Origin of the sequence: Streptomyces sp. XY431, assembly GCF_001279805.1 — a bacterium.
GTDB lineage: Bacteria > Actinomycetota > Actinomycetes > Streptomycetales > Streptomycetaceae > Kitasatospora > Kitasatospora purpeofusca.
The window spans coordinates 21,319-37,756 of the sequence record NZ_LGDO01000505.1; the positions used below are offsets into that span (position 1 = coordinate 21,319).

The following is a 16,438-nucleotide window of genomic DNA, read 5'->3' on the forward strand; positions in this document are numbered from 1 at the left end:
CTAGGTCACATGACCTAAAAATCACATCAAGGCATGACGGCATCCGGTCACGGCCCGGCACTCCGGCCGGTCACGAGGGCGTGCGCGTCCGCGACCAGGTCCTCTACCCGCTCCCAGTCCACCGGCGGGACGTCGAGGCGGACGCCGATCCAGCCCCGGTGGCCGACGTAGGGCGGGCGGAAGAAGAGCTCCGGCTCCTCGGCGACCAGGAACTCCTGCGCTCCGGCCGCCGCCGGGCACCAGAACGCGAGGCGGTCGTCGTGGTGGTGGTCGGCGAGCATCACGAACACCCGCGCCCGGCGGCCGACGCCGGCGAACCAGGTGGGCTCGCCGTGGCTGACCCGCTCGTCCACCTCGGGCAGGGCCAGGCAGACGGCCCGCAGCCGCTCCACGGCCGCCCAATCGTCGGCCGGGCCCGGTCCTGGGACCGGGCCCGACGGCTCGGCGGCCCGCACCGCTCAGCCCGCCGAAGGGCGCGGGGCACCCGGGTAGCTGCCGAAGTACCAGTGGTTGCCCTCGGGGTCGGCGGCGGCGAAGTCGCGCGAGCCGTAGTCGGTGTCGTACGGCGCGGTGGTGATCCGCGCCCCGGCGGCGGCCGCCCGCGCGTGCAGGGCGTCCGGGTCCGCCGTCACCACATAGGCGGAGAAGGTCCCGGGACCGCCGGGCCAGGGCTCGCCGCCCTCGGGAGCCGGCCGGTCGGAGCCCAGCATGATCCCGCCGCCCTCCGGCCACGCCAGTTCGGCGTGGGCCACGAACTCGCCCTCGCCGTAGGCGACGACCTCCTCGAAGCCGAACGCCTCCGTCAGGAAGCGGATCAGCGCCCGGGCGTCACGGGCCCGCAGACTGGGCCAGACCTGCGGGGCGGGCGCCGCCCCGTCGCCGGTGCCCGCAGCCGTGCTGCCGGCGCCACCGTTGCTCACGCTGTCGGCGTCCATGGCCGGTACCTCCTCCGTTCGGGGCGACCCGCCCGGGTGGGGGCCGGTCCGCCGTCATGCCTCCCACTCTGGCCCCGGCCCGGCCGCCCCGCCTTGGACGTTTCGGAACTTCGCCGCGTCCGGCCCCTCCTCGGCGAGCCAGACCGTCGGCGCGCACCCCGCGAGCGTGCGGAACTCGCGCGCCAGATGGGCCTGGTCGAAGTACCCGCAGCGCACCGCGAGCTCCGCCAGCCGGGGCGCCGGACCGGGCGCGGCCAGCAGCCGCCGGGCGCGGTCGAACCGGATCACCCGGGCGGCGGCCTTCGGCGTGAGCCCGGTCTCCCGGCGGAACCGGTCCTGCAGGTGGCGGCCGCTCCAGCCGGTCTCCTCGGCGAGCGCGGCCACCGGCAGGGCCCCGCCGCTGCGCCGGAGCGCGTCCCAGGCCCGCAGCACCTCGGGCGGCACCCGGCCGGAGGGGTGGGCGAGCCGCAGCAGCGCGCCGTCCAGTGCCGCGAACCGCTCCGGCCAGGTCCGCGCCTCCCGCACGGCCTCCTGGAGCCGCTCGGCCACCGCGCCGAGCACCGCCTCCGCCGGTACGTCCGACTCGGCGAGCTCCCCGGCCGGCAGCCCGAACAGTGCCCGCGCCGCGAGCGGGTGGACGGCGACCTGGATGCCGGACTGCCGGCCGTCGTGGCTGATCAGCGCCGGGGCGGTGTGCAGCCCGCCGAGCAGGGTGGCGAACCGGCCGGGGGGCTGCGCCGGGTCCGGGTGGCCCGCGATGGTGAGCGGTTCGTCCAGGGTCACGATGAAGGTCAGGTACGGGGACGGCAGGCCCCGGTGCAGGGCGGGCGGCACACCCCGTTGGCGGTATCCCGAGTACCAGGCCACATAGGGACGCAGCGCGGTGGCGGGCCGTGCCCGGACTGCCTCGTCGACCAGGTCGGGGGCGGCCGTCACCGCTGTCCGGTCAGGCGCCCGCACCGCCCCGGGCGCCCCGGCGAACTCCTCCGTCACGCCCCCAGTATCCTCCCGCCGGGTCGCGGCCGTGCCCGGCAACGGCCGCCCCGATCACGCCCGGCAACGGCCGCCCCGATCACGCTCGGCAACGGCCGCCCCGGATCCGCTCGCGGACCCCCGGCACCCGTGCGTAGGGTGGGCGCACCGGAACACCCGGTGCTCGGGGGAGACCCTGAGGAGGAGTCCCCGTGACTACTGCCCGAGACATCATGCACGCCGGCGCCCAGTGCGTCGCCGCCGACCAGAGCCTCGCCGACGCCGCCCGGATGATGCGCGACATGAACGTCGGCGCCCTCCCGATCTGCGGCCCGGACCAGAAGCTGAAGGGCATCATCACCGATCGCGACATCATCGTCAGGTGTATCGCCGAGGGGCGTGACCCGGCGGCGATGAAGGCCATGGAGCTGGCCGGTCACCTGCACTGCGTGCACGCGGACGACAGCATGGACGCGGTGCTCCACAAGATGGAGCAGCACCAGATCCGCCGCATCCCGGTCATCGACGGCGACCGGTTGGTCGGCATGATCAGCGAGGCCGACCTCGCGACGGGCCACCGCGAGGGCCAGCGGCTGACGGACCAGCAGATCGTCGACTTCATGGACAGCGTCTACATGACGCGGTGACACCGCCCGCGAGGACCCCCGGGCCGCACTCACTGAGGCGGCGGCCCGGGGGTCCTCGTGCGCGGCCGGTCGTTGTGTAACAGAATCCCCGGAATCCGCCCGCGGGTTAACGCGACGGCCCTCCCGGGACTCCTGGTTGCAACAGTGTTGGTGACGACGACAGGAGCGAAGGTGGATCCCGTGACGGGCTCGGTGGTGGCGGGTGTGCTGGGGTTGGTGGGTGCCTCGGTCACGCTGGTGGGGCAGTTACGACCGCGTCGACGGGACCGGCCCCAGCCGCCCCCGGTCGTCGTCGTCCTCGCGCTCCGGGTGCGCCGGGCCGAGGACGGCGCACCACCGCCGGAGCCGCACGAGGAGCGGGGTCGCGGCGCGCATGAGTGAGACCGGCCCGGAGGGGGAGGCCGCGTCGGCGGCGTCCCTCGGCCACCTTCCGGCCCCCGCCGACGGCAGCGGGACCGGAGCCCGGCACGGCGAGTTCGCGTACTTCTACCGCACCTGCCTCCGCCGGCTGGTGGCGTTCCTGATGTGGCAGGGGGCACCGGCCGCGCTGGCCGCGGACCTGGCCCAGGACACCATGGTCAAGGCGTACGAGCGGTGGGACCGGATCCAGTCGCCGGAGGCCTGGTGCCGAAGAGTCGCGTCCCGTGAACTCGTGCGCGCCTTCAGCCAGGTCGAGGACAGCATCGAGGAACTCGCGCTCGAACCGACCTCGCTGCTGCCGGCACCGGGGCACGCCGCCGAGTGGGAGGGCGAGCAGGAGATCCTGCGGCTGCTGGGCGGCCTGCCCGCCCGCCAGCGCCAGGTCCTGGCGTGGACGCTGGACGGCTACACGCCGACGGAGATCGCCGCCGAGCTGGGCATGCGGCCCGCGGCGGTCCGCGCCAGCCTGTTCAAGGCGCGGCTGACCGTTTCCAGCAGAATGACCGATCGAGAGGGGGAATGATGGCCGAGCGCGGTTCTCCCGAGCGCCGCACCCGTGACTTCTCGGACCGGATGGCGACGCTGCGGAAGTCCTTCCTGCACGGGCTCGACGCCCATCTGGACGTGGAGGCCGGGCTGCGCGAGGTGATGCTGTGCGCCCGTCACAAGGAACTGGCGGAGGGCCTGGACGCCGTGCTCGACATCGAGGCCGGGCTGGTGTCCGTGCTGTCCCGCGGCACGGCCAGGACGGAGTTCGAGGAAGCGGCCGCCCCCCTCTACGACGTCGGCCTGATGCACCAGCGGTTCGAGCTGATCGGCCCCGAGCAGCGGCTGGTGCTGCGCGGGCACCCGCTGGTCACCTCGGCCATCCTCGCGGACCTGCTGATCCGCACCGTGGTGCTGGCCCAGGACCTCACCTACGGCCTCGGATTCGGCAGGTACCACGGGATGCCGCTGCAGCAGGCGGTGTTCGCCGCCCAGGGGGTCGCCCGGGGCATCGCGCAGGAACTCGACCGGCGGGCCGCCCTCGCCTGGGGCCTGCGGGACCTCGCCCACGAGATCGTGGCGCTGCTCGAACCGCACTACCCGGAGATCGACCGGGCGCGCCGGGTCGGACAGCTCCTGGTGCGGGAGATGGTGACCACGATCGACAAGCGGGTGCGGACGGCGGACCACCCGGCGATCGCCGAATTCCTGCGCGCCTGCGAGGTGTTCATGTTCGCGGTGCTCGGCGGGGACCTCACCCGCGCGGTCCGGGAGGTGCAGTACCTGTCCCGGGTGCTGGTCGAGCAGGTCGGCGAACTGCTCGAACTTGGCGAACCGGAGAACCTGGACCTGGAGTTCCTGGCCGAGGTCCTGGACGACTTCACCACCGCCGACCTGACCTCGGTCGACCTCGCCGGGGTCGATCTCGCCGGGGTCCGCTGGTCCGAGCTGCGCACCCGCTGGCCCGCCGCCATCAGCGTCGACCAGCTCCGGGCGGACTCCCGGGAGACGCTGCCCGGGTCCGGGATCTACGTCGTCCGGCCGGGCACGGGGACCCGTGACGTGACCAGGGTCTGAGGACGCCGGACGGGCGCGGCGCCGGGGTTCCGGCACCGCGCCCGCGGTCTCCTGCCGCCCGCGACCGGCGGACGGTCAGGGTGATTGGAACGATCAAAACGTGCAGGACGGTCCGGGCATCAGCAGGTGAGCACCGGAGCGGCCCAGTCGGCGTGGTCGCTGTTGGTGCCGTCGCCGCCGTCCGTCACCACGAGCCGCAGCTCGTTGGCCCCGGCCAGCGCCGCCGTCAGGTGCTTGACGCCGGACGCGGAGGTGACCCGACCGCTGTCGGCGACCTTGGTGTCGTCGGCGTAGATCTCGAAGGAGACCGAACCGCGGCCCTGGGCCTCGGCGTCGATGCCGACATCGGTGCTGATCGAGGAGCAGGCGCCGCCGAGGTAGTAGACGATCTCGCTGAAGGCGTTGACGCCCAGGCCCTTGGCGTAGGTGGCACCGCCGATGTTGATGGTGCTGCCGTCCCGCGCCTGGTTGTCGCCGTTGCTCATGTCGCGCTCGACCGGGCCCCAGCTGTTGCCCGCCGCCGACCAGTTGAGGTCGGAGACCTGGTACGTGCCGGCGGCCGGACCGTCGCCGCAGGCGACCCGGACGTTCGCCCAGTCGGCGTGGTCCCAGGAGGTGCCGTCGCCGCCGTCGGTGACGACCAGCTTCAGCTCCTGCGCCCCGCTGAGGTCGGCGGTGAGCCGTCGCGCCGGGTCCTGGCCGGTGACCGGACCGCTGTCGGCGGCCTTCACCCCGTCCTTGAAGACCTGGAACACCACCGAGCCGTTGCCGTAGGCGTCGTCGTCGATGCCCACGTCGGTGACCAGGTTGCGGCAGGTCCCGCCGAGGTGGAAGCCGATCTCACTGGGGGCGTGCACCCCGAGGCCGTTGGCGAACTGGGCGCCGCGGATGGTGATCGTCCCGCCGTCGCCGGCCACGTGGTCGCCGTTGCTGCGGTCGCGCTCCACCGGGCCCCAGAAGTTGGCCGCCGAGGTGAACGGCAGATCGCTCAGCCGGGTCACGCCCGAGGGCGGGGAGACCGGCGAGCTCGGGGTGACCCGGAACATCGCCGTGCCGTGGCCGGGCACGACCGCGCTGATCGCGCCGTTGCCGGTGCTGATCTTCTTCGACCACAGGTCCTTGACCTTGTAGGACTCGGCGCCGCCGATCCCGACCGCCTGCGCGGTGGTGCTGATGGTGGCATCGTAGGAGCCCTCGTTGGTGAGGGTGACCGAACGGCTGCCGTCCGCCAGCGGCTTGCTCATCACCACCAGCCCGTTCTCCCGGGACACCACGGAGCCCTGCTTGCCCAGCGGGTCCTGGTCCACCGCGATCACATCGGTGTTGGTGAGGATCTCCAGGGTCTCCGGCTCGGCGGTCCGCAGGTCGGTGCCGATCATCAGCGGGGCGGCCATCTGCGCCCAGAGGCTGAAGTGGGTCCGGTACTCGGTGCCGGTCATGCCGCCGTTGCCGATCTCCAGCATGTCCGGGTCGTTGAACGCCCCGGCCTTGGCGTAGTTCGCCAGGCCCTGGTTGGCCTGCGCGATGGAGATCATGCTCTGCCAGTTGTCGCTGATGTCACCGGTGGTGCGCCAGGAGTTGCCGACCGGCTGCGCCCAGTTCCACGGCCCGGTGCTGCCCCACTCGCAGATGCTGTAGAGGATCGAGCGGCCGGTCTTCTTCAGCGCGTCGCCCATCGCCTTGTAGCGGGTCCGCGCGTCGATGCCCTTGTTGTTGCAGTTGTCGTACTTGAGGTAGTCGACCCCCCAGGACGCCCACAGGTCGGCGTCCTGCTGCTCGTGGCCGAGCCCGCCGGGGAAGCCCTTGACGTCACAGGTGTGGTCGCCGGCACTGGAGTAGATGCCGAACTTCAGGCCCTTGCCGTGCACATAGTCGGCGAGGGCCTTGATGCCGTGCGGGAAGCGGACCGGGTCGGCCACCAGGTTGCCGCTCGCGTCGCGCTGGGGCAGCGCCCAGCAGTCGTCGAGGTTGACGTACTGGTAGCCGGCCGCCTTGAGGCCCTTGGAGACGAAGATGTCGGCGATGCCCTTGATCATCGCCTCGTTGAACTGGGCCCCGCAGTAGGTGGAGTTCCAGTTGTTGAAGCCCATCTGCGGCGTCAGGTTGAGGCCGTTGTCGAGGGCCGCGGCCGACGGTGCGGTCGCGAGCTGGAGCCCCACCGTCACGGCGCCGCCGCCGGCGAACAGGGCTAGTGCGGTGAGCGCGGACGCGGCACGGCGCGCCGGTCGGGCGTCGGGGGTTCGCACGAATCCTCCAATGAGGGATCGGAGTTGGGCGGGGGAAACAGACCGGCCGGCCTGGCGGGGGAGCCGGGCGGCAGACCGGTCGGACCGGCGGGAGGGGTCGGGGCGGGCGGGGCCGGTGGAGCGTCCGCTCAGTTCAGCGGCGTCCAGGCCTGGCCGGCCGCGGCCGGGTTCGGCGGGTTGAGGACCACGGAGGACGTCGGCGCGGACCGCGGGGCGTCCAGGGCGAGTCCGCTGCCGACGTTGGTGATGGCCAGCGCGCCGGTGGCGGCGTTCTGGGTGACCCGCCACTTCTGGTACGGGCTGTTGGGGTCCCAGCGGTTGAGCACCCAGGGCGAGCTGTTGCCGCTGCCGCCGGTCAGGGTGCCGTGGGTCTGGGTGGGGGTGTCGCAGTTGTCGGTGATCCGGACGGTGCCGTCGGGGTTCGGGGTGAACTTCCACTGCTCCGAGGTGTGCCAGTCCCACCAGGTGTTGATGTCGGTGCTCGAACCGTCGGGCGCGGAGCACATGCCGTTGATCTCCAGCACCTGCCCGCCGGTGCCGCCGGCGCTGATGCCGTGGTACCGACCGTCGCCGACGACCGCCGCCGGGACGGTGGTGGGCAGGGCCTTGAGGCGGTACATGGTGACGCCGTGGGCCGGGACCCAGCCGCCGAGGGAGCCGGTGTAGGTGCCGGTGGCGCCGGTCCAGAGGTCCTTGGCGGTGTAACCGGGGCCGGTCAGTCCGAGGTCGGTGAGCGTGGTGGTGATGTTCCGCCAGCCGGACGGGTCCTGGTTGATCAGCAGCACCGCGGTGTCGCCGTCGGCCAGTTGGCGCTTGAGGACGATCGGGTCGGTGGCGTTCCTCGGCGGCTGGCCGACGAGGGTGGCCGGCTTGGCGAGGCGGTCCTGGTTCACCGCGATGACGTCGGCGTTCTTGTAGACCGCCAGCGCCGAGTCGCTGATGCCGGTGGACCAGGTGTAACCCTGCGAGCTGTGCTGTGAGTCGGCGGCGGTACGCAGGTCCGCGCCGCTGATCAGCGGGGAGGCCATCATGGCGAGGACGGACATCTCGCTGCGCGACTCGTCGTCGGTCATCGGCTTGTGGCAGACGCAGCTGTCGGTGGTGCCGTAGATGCCGTAGGGGTTCAGCCACCCCGCGAACATCATGTCCATGTCGTTCCAGCTGCCGGGCCGGACGTTGCCCGGGTACTGGAGCGCGGTCCGCAGCTGGCCGTTGTACAGCACGCCGTCCAGGTCGGGACCCCGGTCGCCGCCGATCCGGCACAGGTTGGCGACCTGGCCGCACCACTTGCCGGTCGGCGCGTAGCCGGGCGCCTCGCGCGCACCGGTGCCGGCGGCGACCACCACCGGGTCGGTGCGGGCCGGGTCGTCGGAGGCCAGCAGGTACGGCACCCCGGTGTGCACCGGCTGGGCGGACACGCTCAGGGTGACCTTGGGCCGGTTCTGCGCGGCCGAGGCGGCGTCCAGCGCCCGGCGGAAGTCCTGCACCCGGGCGTAGATGGAGCGGGTGAGCTCGCGGCCGATGCCCTGGGTGTAGTAGTCGTGGCCGTCGGGGCCGACGATCCTCGGCCCGTAGGGACAGTCGTCGTACTTCACGTAGTCGACGCCCCAGGCGACGAAGTCGGCGGCGTCGACGCTCTCGTGGCCCAGGCTGCCGGGGCGGCCCTGGCAGGTGGTGTAGGTGGTGGTGGCGTACAGCCCGAACTTCATGCCCTTGCTGTGCGCGTACCAGGACAGGTACTCGATGCCGTTGAGCGTCCGGCCGTTGACGGTGCGGGCCGGGAACCGCTCCGGGTCGGGCACCAGGTGGCCGCTCGTCGGGTCGAGGCCGTTGCCGTCGGTGCCGCTGACCGGGTTGCGGTTGGCGTCGTACAGCTGCATCGCGCCTTCGGCGGTCTTGGCGAAGTTGGCGGTCTGGCCGTCGCGGTGGCCCAGCGACCACCCGTCGTCGATGGTGACGGTGTTGTAGCCGGCCGTCACCAGGCCGCGGGCGACCATGAAGTCGATGGTCTGGAGGACCTGTTGCTGGGTGACGGCGGTGCCGAGGGTGTTCCAGGAGTTCCAGCCCATCGGCGGGGTGAGGGCCTGTCCGTTCTCGACGGCGGCGGCGGGGGTCGCCGAGGGGCCGAGAGCGAGCGTGCCGAGTCCGGCCGAGGCGAGGGCCAGGGCGAGCAGCGTGCGGGGCACCGTTCGGAGCACTGCTCGGGACACGGTGTGGGGGAGGTGCGGCGCAGTTCTGCGCATGGGCGCTCCAGGGCGCGAGTGGGGGTGGGTGGGGGTGCGTGGGGGCGCTGAGGTGCGGCATGCAGGGGAATCGCCGTGATGCTTTCTGTCTCTTTTCCTAACAGAAAGCAACGCAGCATAGACACGACAGAACCTGCCGCTCAAGAGGGCGTGCGAGCCCCGGCGGCCGTTGTCATTACTTGTCCCATATGGCGTGTCACGACTTGATCTCGGCGGTGAACGGTACTTGACGGCCCGTCAAAGTGGGGTGTGATATTTCACATCGCGTTTGAATGTGTTTGGTTCTGCTGATGAGGAGCGGTCCCCTCCATGATCCGAAACACCAACCGCCGCGTCGCCGCGGCAGGTTCTCTCCTGTTGTCCCTCGGCCTGGTCACCGCCTGTTCCGACGGCCAGGAGACCACCGGCGCCAACGCCTCGGTGGCGCCGGTCAGCGGGAAGATCTCGATCACCTACCTGCAGAAGCAGGGGGACCAGGAATACTTCATCGGCGAGGCCGCCGGAGCGAAGGCGAAGGCCGCCGAACTCGGCGTCGACCTCAAGGTGGTGAACCTCGGCAACGACGCCAACAAGACGGTCAGCGAGGTCCAGGCCGCCATCGCCCAGAAGACCAACGGCGTCATCATCGTCGTCCCGGACCCGGCCGTCGGGCCGCAGGTCGTACAGACCGCCAGGGACGCGAAGATCGCCCTGCTCACCTCCGACGACCAGGTCTGCGCCACCGGCCCCGACCCCGCCGCCTGCGCCAAGACCGACCTGGTGCCGCGGGTCGGCTTCAGCGGCGCCCAGATGGGCACCGAGATCGGCAAGCGCGCCGCCGCGGAGTACACCAAGGCCGGCTGGACGGCCGCCGACACCCGGGTGATCTCCGCCTGGAAGCAGGACGTCACCGTCTGCGGGGACCGCGTCAAGGGGGCGAAGCAGGCCTTCGACGCGGCGGTCCCCGGCGTCCAGAACATCGATGTCGCCACCGACAACACCCCCACCGGCGCGCAGGACAAGGTCGCCGCGACCATCACCGCCAACGCCGGCGTCAAGCACTGGGTGGTGTGGGGCTGCAACGACGAGAACGTGCACGGCGGCGTCACCGCGCTCCAGAACGCCGGCGTCGGCGCCGACAACGTGATCGGCATCGGCCTCGGCGCCTACCTCGCCTGCAAGGACTGGAGCGGCGGCAAGCCGACCGGGATGAAGGCCGCGCTGTTCATCAACGGCAAGGAGGTCGGCGCGCTCGCGGTCCAGAGCATGGTCGACAAGCTCAAGAACGGCAAGGACCTGCCGGCCGAGCAGTTCGCCCCCACCACCATGGTCGACGCGGCCAGTTGGCAGAGCGCGGGCGTCACCTGTGGCTGACCCGGTCCCCTCCCGGCCGGACTCCCCGGCGCCGGGCCGCTCTACGTCGGACTCCCCGACTCCGGACCCTTCGACGCCGGCCGCCGCGGAGGCGGCCGGCGTCACCGGCGTCGCGGCCGTCACCAAGACCTTCGGCACCGTCCGGGCCCTCAGCGGAGTCACCCTCGACTTCCCCCGCGGCGCGGTCACCGCGCTGATGGGCGAGAACGGCGCCGGCAAGTCCACCCTGCTGAAGATCCTCACCGGCGACCACCAGCCCACCGAGGGACGCGTCCTGCTCGACGGCCGCCCCGTCGAGCTGCGGTCCCCGGCCCAGGCCCGCGCCCTCGGCATCCGGATCGTCCCGCAGGAACCCGAGATCGTCCCGCACGTCTCGGTCGCCGAGAACGTCTACGCCGGCGCCCTCCCCACCGGCCGCGGCCGCCGGCTGGACCGGGCCGAACTGCGCCGCCGGATCACCGCCGACCTGGAGCGGCTCGGCTTCGCCGGGGTCCTCGACCCCGACCTGCTCGGGTCCCGACTCACCGCCGCCCAGCGGCAGTTGGTCGAGATCCTGCGCGCGCTCACCGGCGAGGCCAAGCTGATCGCCTTCGACGAGCCCACCTCCTCGCTGTCCGAGCAGGAGGTGGACGCCCTGTTCGCGCTGATCGGGCGGCTCCGCGCGCAGGGCATCGCGGTCGTCTACGTCTCGCACCGGATGCAGGAGATCTTCCGGCTCGCCGACCGGATCGCCGTGCTGCGGGACGGCGCGCTGGTCGGCGTCCAGGACGCCCGCGACACCGGCGAGGCCGAACTCGTCCGGCAGATGGTCGGCCGCGACCTGTCCGCCGTGTTCACCCGTGCCGACGTCGCCACCGACCAGGTCGTCCTGGAGGCCCGGGGCCTCACCACCGACCACGTCCGCGACGTCGACCTGACCGTGCGGGCCGGCGAGGTCGTCGGCCTGGCCGGACTCATCGGCGCCGGGCGATCGGAACTCGCCCTCGCGCTCGCCGGGGACCTCCCGGTCCGCTCCGGCACCGTCACCCTCGACGGCAGGCCGCTGCCGTTCGGCCACCCCGGCCGGGTGATCCGCGCCGGCCTCGGCCTCGCCCCCGAGGAACGCAAGGCCCAGGCGCTGTTCCTGCACCGGTCGGTCCGTGACAACACCTCGATCGCCGTGCTGGAACGGCTGCGCCGCTGGCGCTTCGTCAGGCGCGGCGCCGAACGCGAGCTGGCCGCCGAGTACGCGGGCCGGCTGCGGGTGCGGACCCCGTCGATCGAGCACGAGGTCCGCAAGCTGTCCGGCGGCAACCAGCAGAAGGTCGTCCTGGCCCGCTGGCTGGCCCGCCGCCCCAAGCTGCTGATCCTCGACGAACCCACCCGCGGCATCGACATCGGCGCCAAGGCGGAGATCTACCGGATCATCGCGGACCTGGCCGAGGAGGGGGTCGCATTGCTGGTCATCTCCTCCGAACTGCCCGAGGTCCTGGGCCTGGCCGACCGGATCGTGGTCATGCAGGGCGGGCGGGTCACCGGCGAGCTGGACCGTGCCGACGCCACCGAGGAGGCCGTCCTCCAACTCGCGATGGCCGACGACATCACCCGTACGAAGCCTCCGGGAGCAGCCTCATGACCAGCGCCACCACCCCGCCCGCCGTCGACCGGCCCGCGCCGCCCGGCCGGCCCGTGCGAGGGAGCGGCCGCCCGCTCGCCGTCCTGACCGCCCTCGGCGGCCAGAACCTCAGCCTGCTCGGCGCCCTCGCCCTGGTGCTCACCGTCTTCGGCTCGCTCAACGAGAACTACCTCAGCTGGACCAACGTCCAGGTGATCGCCGAGGCCGCGACCATCACCGGCCTGCTCGCCGTGGTCCAGACCGTGGTGATCATCTGCGGCGGACTGGACATCTCGGTCGGCTCGCAGGCGGGCCTGGCCTCGGTGGTCAGCGCGATGGCCTACACCTCGGCCGGGTCCAACGCCTTCGCCGGGATGGCGGCCGCAGTGGCCGTCGGCGTCCTGGTCGGCATCGTCAACGGCCTGGTCATCGTCTACGGCCGGGTCAACGCGACCATCGCCACCCTGGCCGGCCTCGCCGCCTACAAGGGCGTCGCCCAACTCGTCTCCGACGGACGGGCGCAGGGCTACGTCCTGGGCGACCCGGTGTTCGTCTTCCTCGGTCGGGGGAAGATCGCCGGGCTGCCGGTGATGGTGTGGATCCTGATCGTGGTCGCGCTCGCGGTGCACGTGCTGCTGAAGTACACCGACCTCGGCCGCAACCTCTACGCGATCGGCGGCAACGACACCGCCGCCCGGCTGGCGGGCATCTCGATCAACAAGTACCTGGTCGCCGTGTACGCCCTGATCGGCGCGGTCGCCGCGCTCGCCGGGATCCTGCTCACCGCCCGCACCGGCTCCGGGCAGCCGGTCTCCGGAAGCGAGGGCCTGGAACTCAAGGCGATCACCGCCGCGGCCCTCGGCGGCTGCGCGCTCAAGGGCGGCAAGGGCGGCATCGGCGGCACCCTGCTGGCGGTCGCCCTGCTCGGCGCGCTGGAGAACGGCCTCACCGTCGAGGGCATCAACTCCTTCTGGCAGAACGTCGCCCAGGGCTCCCTGCTGGTGGTCGCGGTGGTCATCCAGCAGTCCCGCTCCGGCGAACGGGCCGTCGGCCTGCCCGGGTAGCCGCCCTCCGCCCGGATCGGGCGTGTACGGGACGGGGTCGGCGGGCAGATGAGCCTTCGTGGTGGGTGACCGCCCGGGTGCGGACCGTTCGGCGGCCCCCGGCGGGTCACCGTCCGTCGGCAGGACGGGAGGGTGCGGCAGTGACCACGGAGTGGACCGGGGCGTGGCTGGAGAACGTGCGGCTCGACGTGGCCGAGATCGGCGGCATGGGGTTCCGGCCGGATCCCTCGGTAGCGCTGCCGGAGCAGGTGGAGGTCTACCGGATCCTGGACGGCCGGGGCGAGCCGCTGCCCTGCACACCGGCCGAGCACGAGCGCTGGGAGCTGGCCGCCTTGGCCTGCCTCGGCCGGTTGTCGCGGGCCCTGGAGGACTTCTACTGGGCGCACGGCGGCACCATGATCGAGATCGACCTGGCCACCGGCCGGGGAAGCCGCTACGGCATCGGTCGGCCCCGCCGCTGGCCGGGGTGGGAGCGGAGGACCGTCGAACGGTCGGCCCGCGCCCAGCGGGTCCTCGCGCTGGAGGTGGGGCTGGCCGTCGAGGAGTACCGGCCGGTGCGGGCGGAGGTCGCCCTGCGGGTGGCCGAGGCGGGCGAGGCCCACCGGGCGGCGATGGAGGCCGAGCAGCGGGCGACGCGGCACCGTCGGACGGTCCTCGACGAGCTGGCCCTGCGCCGGGTGTGGCAGCACCGGAGCGCCGGTCCGGGGGAGCCGGTCCTCGTCCGGCGCGTCGATCTGCCGGGGCCGGGGCCGGGTGGCGCGGCAGCCGTCGCTTTCGGGGGCCTTGTGATGGAGGATCAGGAGGCCGTTTCGGCAAGGGAGTTGGCCGATGCGCTGAACGCCGTCGCGCGGCGGGCGGAGAGCCCGGTCGACATCCGGTGGGACGAGCGCGCCAGGGCCGCGACCGAGGTGGAGTGCCTGGCCCGGGAGGTCCGCCTCGGCTTCCTGGAGTGGTGGCACGATCTGGCCGGGCCCAGCTGGCGGCCAGGACCCCACGGTCCCGTTCCGGTCTTCGTACCGCCCGGGCAGCGTGCCTCCGCCCACCGGCCGAGTTACGGCGGTACCGGCATGGGCGGCACCGGCGGCTTCACCGGCGGGCACTCCTACGGCGGGTTCGGCGGCTACTGACCCGGTGGCCGACCCGGCTGCTTCCGCTGTTGCCGCCCGATCACCTGCCCCGGTGACGGGCGGTCAGGCCCCCGCGACCGGGGCGACGACGAGCTCCCCGACGGCTTCCGTCAGGGCGGCCCGGGCCTGGGTGTTCAGCGCCGAATCGGTGACGAACACATCGATCTCGTCGAGCGTGGCGAAGCCGCTGAGCGCGACCACACCCCACTTGGTGTGGTCGGCGACCACGGCGACCCGGCGTGCGGAGGCGACCAGTGCGCGGTTGGTCTGCGCCTCCGCGAGGTTGGGCGTCGTCAGACCGGCCTTCTCGGAGACCCCGTGGGCGCCCAGGATCAGCAGGTCGACGTGGAGCGAGCGGACGGCCTGGTCGGCCAGCGGCCCGACCAGCGCGGCCGAGGGCGTGGGCGAGCCGCCGGTCAGCAGCAGCGAGGGCGCGCCCGTCCCGTGCTCGTCGCCGGCCGAGCGGACCAGCTCCGCGACCGGCAGCGAGTTGGTGACCACGGTGAGGCGCGGGATGTGCAGCAGCCGGGCCGCGACCGCGTAGGCGGTGGTGCCCGCGGCGACGGCGATCACACTGCCCGGCTCGACCAGGGTGGCGGCGGCCTCGGCCACCGCGGCCTTCGCGGCCGACTCCAGGCCGGACTTGGCCTCGAAGCCTGGTTCGTCGATGGCGGTGTCCGAGGCGGAGACGGCGCCGCCATGCACCTTCTTCACCACGCCCGAACGCTCCAGGGCGTCGAGGTCGCGCCGCACGGTCATGTCCGAGACGCCCAACTGGTCGACCAGCTCGGCGACGCGCACGGCCCCGCTGCGGCGCACCAGCTCGGCGATCAGCGCTTGCCGCTGGTGGGCCAGCAGTCCGGTGTCCGCCACGGATGCGCTCCCTCGTACTGGTGTGCCATCAGACCCGACAGTCCGTAAAGGATACTGGCTGACCGCATACGCCCGACCATCCAGGTGGTCGCCGATACCCGACCGAGACGCCTTTACCGGATCCTGACCCGATCGACGGACGCCCGCGACGCCGTCCACACAGAAGCCTGATGAGGCGCGGCTAGCGTCCCGCCCATGTCGAAGACACCTGGAACCACTGCCAACACATCCGGAACCACCGCCACCGACCGGACCCAGCCGCGCGGGCGTGCCGCCCTGGGGGCGCTGCTGCTGAGCGCGACCGCGGCGGCGCTGCTGCCGACCACGGCGGTCGCCGCGGAACGCGAGTCCGTCACGACGCACGCCGGCGCCACGACCACTGCGGAGCGCGACCGGATCGACGCCTACTGGACCCCCGACCGGATGCGGCTCGCGGGCGCCCTCGTCCCCGAGATCACGCCCGTGCCCGAGGACGACCACACGCCCGACGACCCCCGTCCGCTGCCCGCCGGAACCCCGGACCTGGGGGCCGTCTGGACCCACGGCGGGGCGGTGGACCGGAGCGTCGGGCGGCTGTTCTTCACCTTCTCCGACGGCTACGACGGCAGCTGCACCGCCACCGTCGTCACCGCCGCGAACCGCAGCACCGTCGTCACTGCCGCGCACTGTCTGCGGGGCGTCGGGTCGCCCACCGCCGACGGCACCTGGCGCCACAACCTGTACTTCGTCCCCGGCTACCGCAACGGCACCAAGCCGCTCGGCGGCTTCAGCGTCCGGAGCATGGCCACCACCTCCCACTGGGACGTCGACCCGGGCGGCACGGGCTCGGACGCCGTCGCCGCGGCCGGCCACGACACCGGGATGATGGTGCTGAACCGTTCGGCCGACGGGCGGCGGGTCGCCGAGGTCACCGGAAGCCAGCGGATCGCGTTCACCCGGCCCGTGGAGGGCGAGTTCGTCGACACCTTCGGGTATCCGAAGGACCGGCTCAACGATCCTGCGGCCAAGTACTCCGGCACGCGCATGATCCACTGCGCCGGACCCGCCCGCCCCGGTCCGGCGGCTCCGCTGCTGTGGGGCGAGTCCTGCGACATGGCGCACGGGGCGAGCGGCGGCCCCCACCTCACCGGCTTCGACCCCCGGACCGGTATCGGCACGGTCGTGGGCGTCACCACGACGACCGAGGAACTCGCGGGCGGCAGCGCCGGCACCCTCTACGCCACCCGTCTGGGTGACGGTGCTCGGCGTCTGTACGACTGGGCGCGTGGTCGGGTGGTGTGAGGTGGTTCCGGTGTGGCGTACCGGTTGGTGAAACGCACGACGCCGCTGGTCACCGGGCCGCCCTGTGGTGGGGGTGGTCGGGTGCAGCGGCGTTGTTGTGGTGCGTCCCCGTAGGTGGGG

Annotated in this window: 14 protein-coding genes and 2 pseudogenes; 9 read left to right on the top strand and 7 right to left on the bottom strand. The window is 72.8% G+C overall.

Annotated elements, in window-relative coordinates:
• Positions 1–47 precede the first annotated feature (47 nt).
• The 3 genes from ADK60_RS36665 to ADK60_RS36675 all read right to left on the bottom strand — a co-directional run bounded on the left by ADK60_RS36665 (position 48) and on the right by ADK60_RS36675 (position 1,928).
• The gene (locus tag ADK60_RS36665) at positions 48–392 is read right to left on the bottom strand and encodes an MmcQ/YjbR family DNA-binding protein (protein WP_053651145.1); all 345 of its coding nucleotides are present in this window, start codon (positions 390–392) and stop codon (positions 48–50) included.
• Positions 393–458: 66 nt separating this feature from the next.
• Complete coding sequence (locus tag ADK60_RS36670; RefSeq protein ID WP_079009001.1) at positions 459–935, bottom strand: VOC family protein; 477 nt, start codon at positions 933–935, stop codon at positions 459–461.
• A gap of 54 nt (positions 936–989) precedes the next feature.
• Positions 990–1,928 carry a helix-turn-helix domain-containing protein gene (locus ADK60_RS36675; protein WP_234371448.1) on the bottom strand — a complete coding sequence of 313 codons (939 nt, stop codon included), beginning with the start codon at positions 1,926–1,928 and terminating at the stop codon, positions 990–992.
• Positions 1,929–2,119: 191 nt separating this feature from the next.
• Here ADK60_RS36675 and ADK60_RS36680 point away from each other — a divergent pair, with 191 nt between their 5' ends.
• The 4 genes from ADK60_RS36680 (at position 2,120) to ADK60_RS36690 (ending at position 4,537) form a co-directional block, all read left to right on the top strand.
• The gene (locus ADK60_RS36680; RefSeq protein ID WP_045941802.1) at positions 2,120–2,554 is read left to right on the top strand and encodes a CBS domain-containing protein; all 435 of its coding nucleotides are present in this window, start codon (positions 2,120–2,122) and stop codon (positions 2,552–2,554) included.
• Positions 2,555–2,725: 171 nt separating this feature from the next.
• On the top strand, positions 2,726–2,935 hold the full coding sequence (locus ADK60_RS45350) for a hypothetical protein (protein WP_159394326.1): 210 nt from the start codon (positions 2,726–2,728) through the stop codon (positions 2,933–2,935).
• A complete protein-coding gene (locus tag ADK60_RS36685; protein ID WP_052709313.1) occupies positions 2,928–3,497 on the top strand; it encodes an RNA polymerase sigma factor in 570 nt (189 codons plus the stop codon). Before ADK60_RS45350 ends, ADK60_RS36685 begins: the two co-directional genes overlap by 8 nt.
• Positions 3,497–4,537 carry a hypothetical protein gene (locus tag ADK60_RS36690; RefSeq protein WP_053651146.1) on the top strand — a complete coding sequence of 347 codons (1,041 nt, stop codon included), beginning with the start codon at positions 3,497–3,499 and terminating at the stop codon, positions 4,535–4,537. The genes ADK60_RS36685 and ADK60_RS36690 overlap by 1 nt, the downstream gene beginning before the upstream one ends.
• Before the next feature lie 119 nt (positions 4,538–4,656).
• On the opposite strand, the pseudogene ADK60_RS47240 reads toward ADK60_RS36690, so the two are convergent.
• The 3 genes and pseudogenes from ADK60_RS47240 to ADK60_RS36700 all read right to left on the bottom strand — a co-directional run.
• Positions 4,657–5,073 (bottom strand): annotated as a pseudogene (locus tag ADK60_RS47240) (NPCBM/NEW2 domain-containing protein); the annotation flags it as partial.
• A 36-nt stretch (positions 5,074–5,109) separates the two neighbouring features.
• Positions 5,110–6,783: pseudogene (locus ADK60_RS36695) on the bottom strand (NPCBM/NEW2 domain-containing protein); the annotation flags it as partial.
• 128 nt (positions 6,784–6,911) lie between these two features.
• Entirely contained in the window at positions 6,912–8,969 is a 2,058-nt protein-coding gene (locus ADK60_RS36700; RefSeq protein ID WP_053651147.1) for a hypothetical protein, read from the bottom strand.
• 366 nt (positions 8,970–9,335) lie between these two features.
• Here ADK60_RS36700 and ADK60_RS36705 point away from each other — a divergent pair, with 366 nt between their 5' ends.
• The 4 genes from ADK60_RS36705 to ADK60_RS36720 all read left to right on the top strand — a co-directional run bounded on the left by ADK60_RS36705 (position 9,336) and on the right by ADK60_RS36720 (position 14,164).
• Positions 9,336–10,379, top strand: coding sequence for a substrate-binding domain-containing protein (locus ADK60_RS36705; RefSeq protein WP_045941797.1), 1,044 nt, complete (start codon positions 9,336–9,338; stop codon positions 10,377–10,379).
• Positions 10,372–11,994, top strand: a complete 1,623-nt coding sequence (locus tag ADK60_RS36710; RefSeq protein ID WP_053651148.1) for a sugar ABC transporter ATP-binding protein — start codon at positions 10,372–10,374, stop codon at positions 11,992–11,994. Before ADK60_RS36705 ends, ADK60_RS36710 begins: the two co-directional genes overlap by 8 nt.
• Positions 11,991–13,037: an ABC transporter permease gene (locus ADK60_RS36715; protein WP_053651149.1), complete on the top strand. Its 1,047-nt coding sequence runs from the start codon at positions 11,991–11,993 to the stop codon at positions 13,035–13,037. The genes ADK60_RS36710 and ADK60_RS36715 overlap by 4 nt, the downstream gene beginning before the upstream one ends.
• 140 nt (positions 13,038–13,177) lie before the next feature.
• Positions 13,178–14,164 (top strand): hypothetical protein, encoded by a 987-nt coding sequence (locus ADK60_RS36720; RefSeq protein ID WP_053651150.1) that lies wholly within the window; start codon positions 13,178–13,180, stop codon positions 14,162–14,164.
• Between the two features lie 63 nt (positions 14,165–14,227).
• Here the strand turns inward: ADK60_RS36720 and ADK60_RS36725 are convergent, their stop codons facing one another.
• On the bottom strand, positions 14,228–15,037 hold the full coding sequence (locus tag ADK60_RS36725; protein ID WP_045941789.1) for a DeoR/GlpR family DNA-binding transcription regulator: 810 nt from the start codon (positions 15,035–15,037) through the stop codon (positions 14,228–14,230).
• A gap of 195 nt (positions 15,038–15,232) precedes the next feature.
• Here ADK60_RS36725 and ADK60_RS36730 point away from each other — a divergent pair, with 195 nt between their 5' ends.
• Positions 15,233–16,318, top strand: coding sequence for a trypsin-like serine peptidase (locus ADK60_RS36730; RefSeq protein WP_234371449.1), 1,086 nt, complete (start codon positions 15,233–15,235; stop codon positions 16,316–16,318).
• The last annotated feature ends 120 nt before the right edge of the window (positions 16,319–16,438 follow it).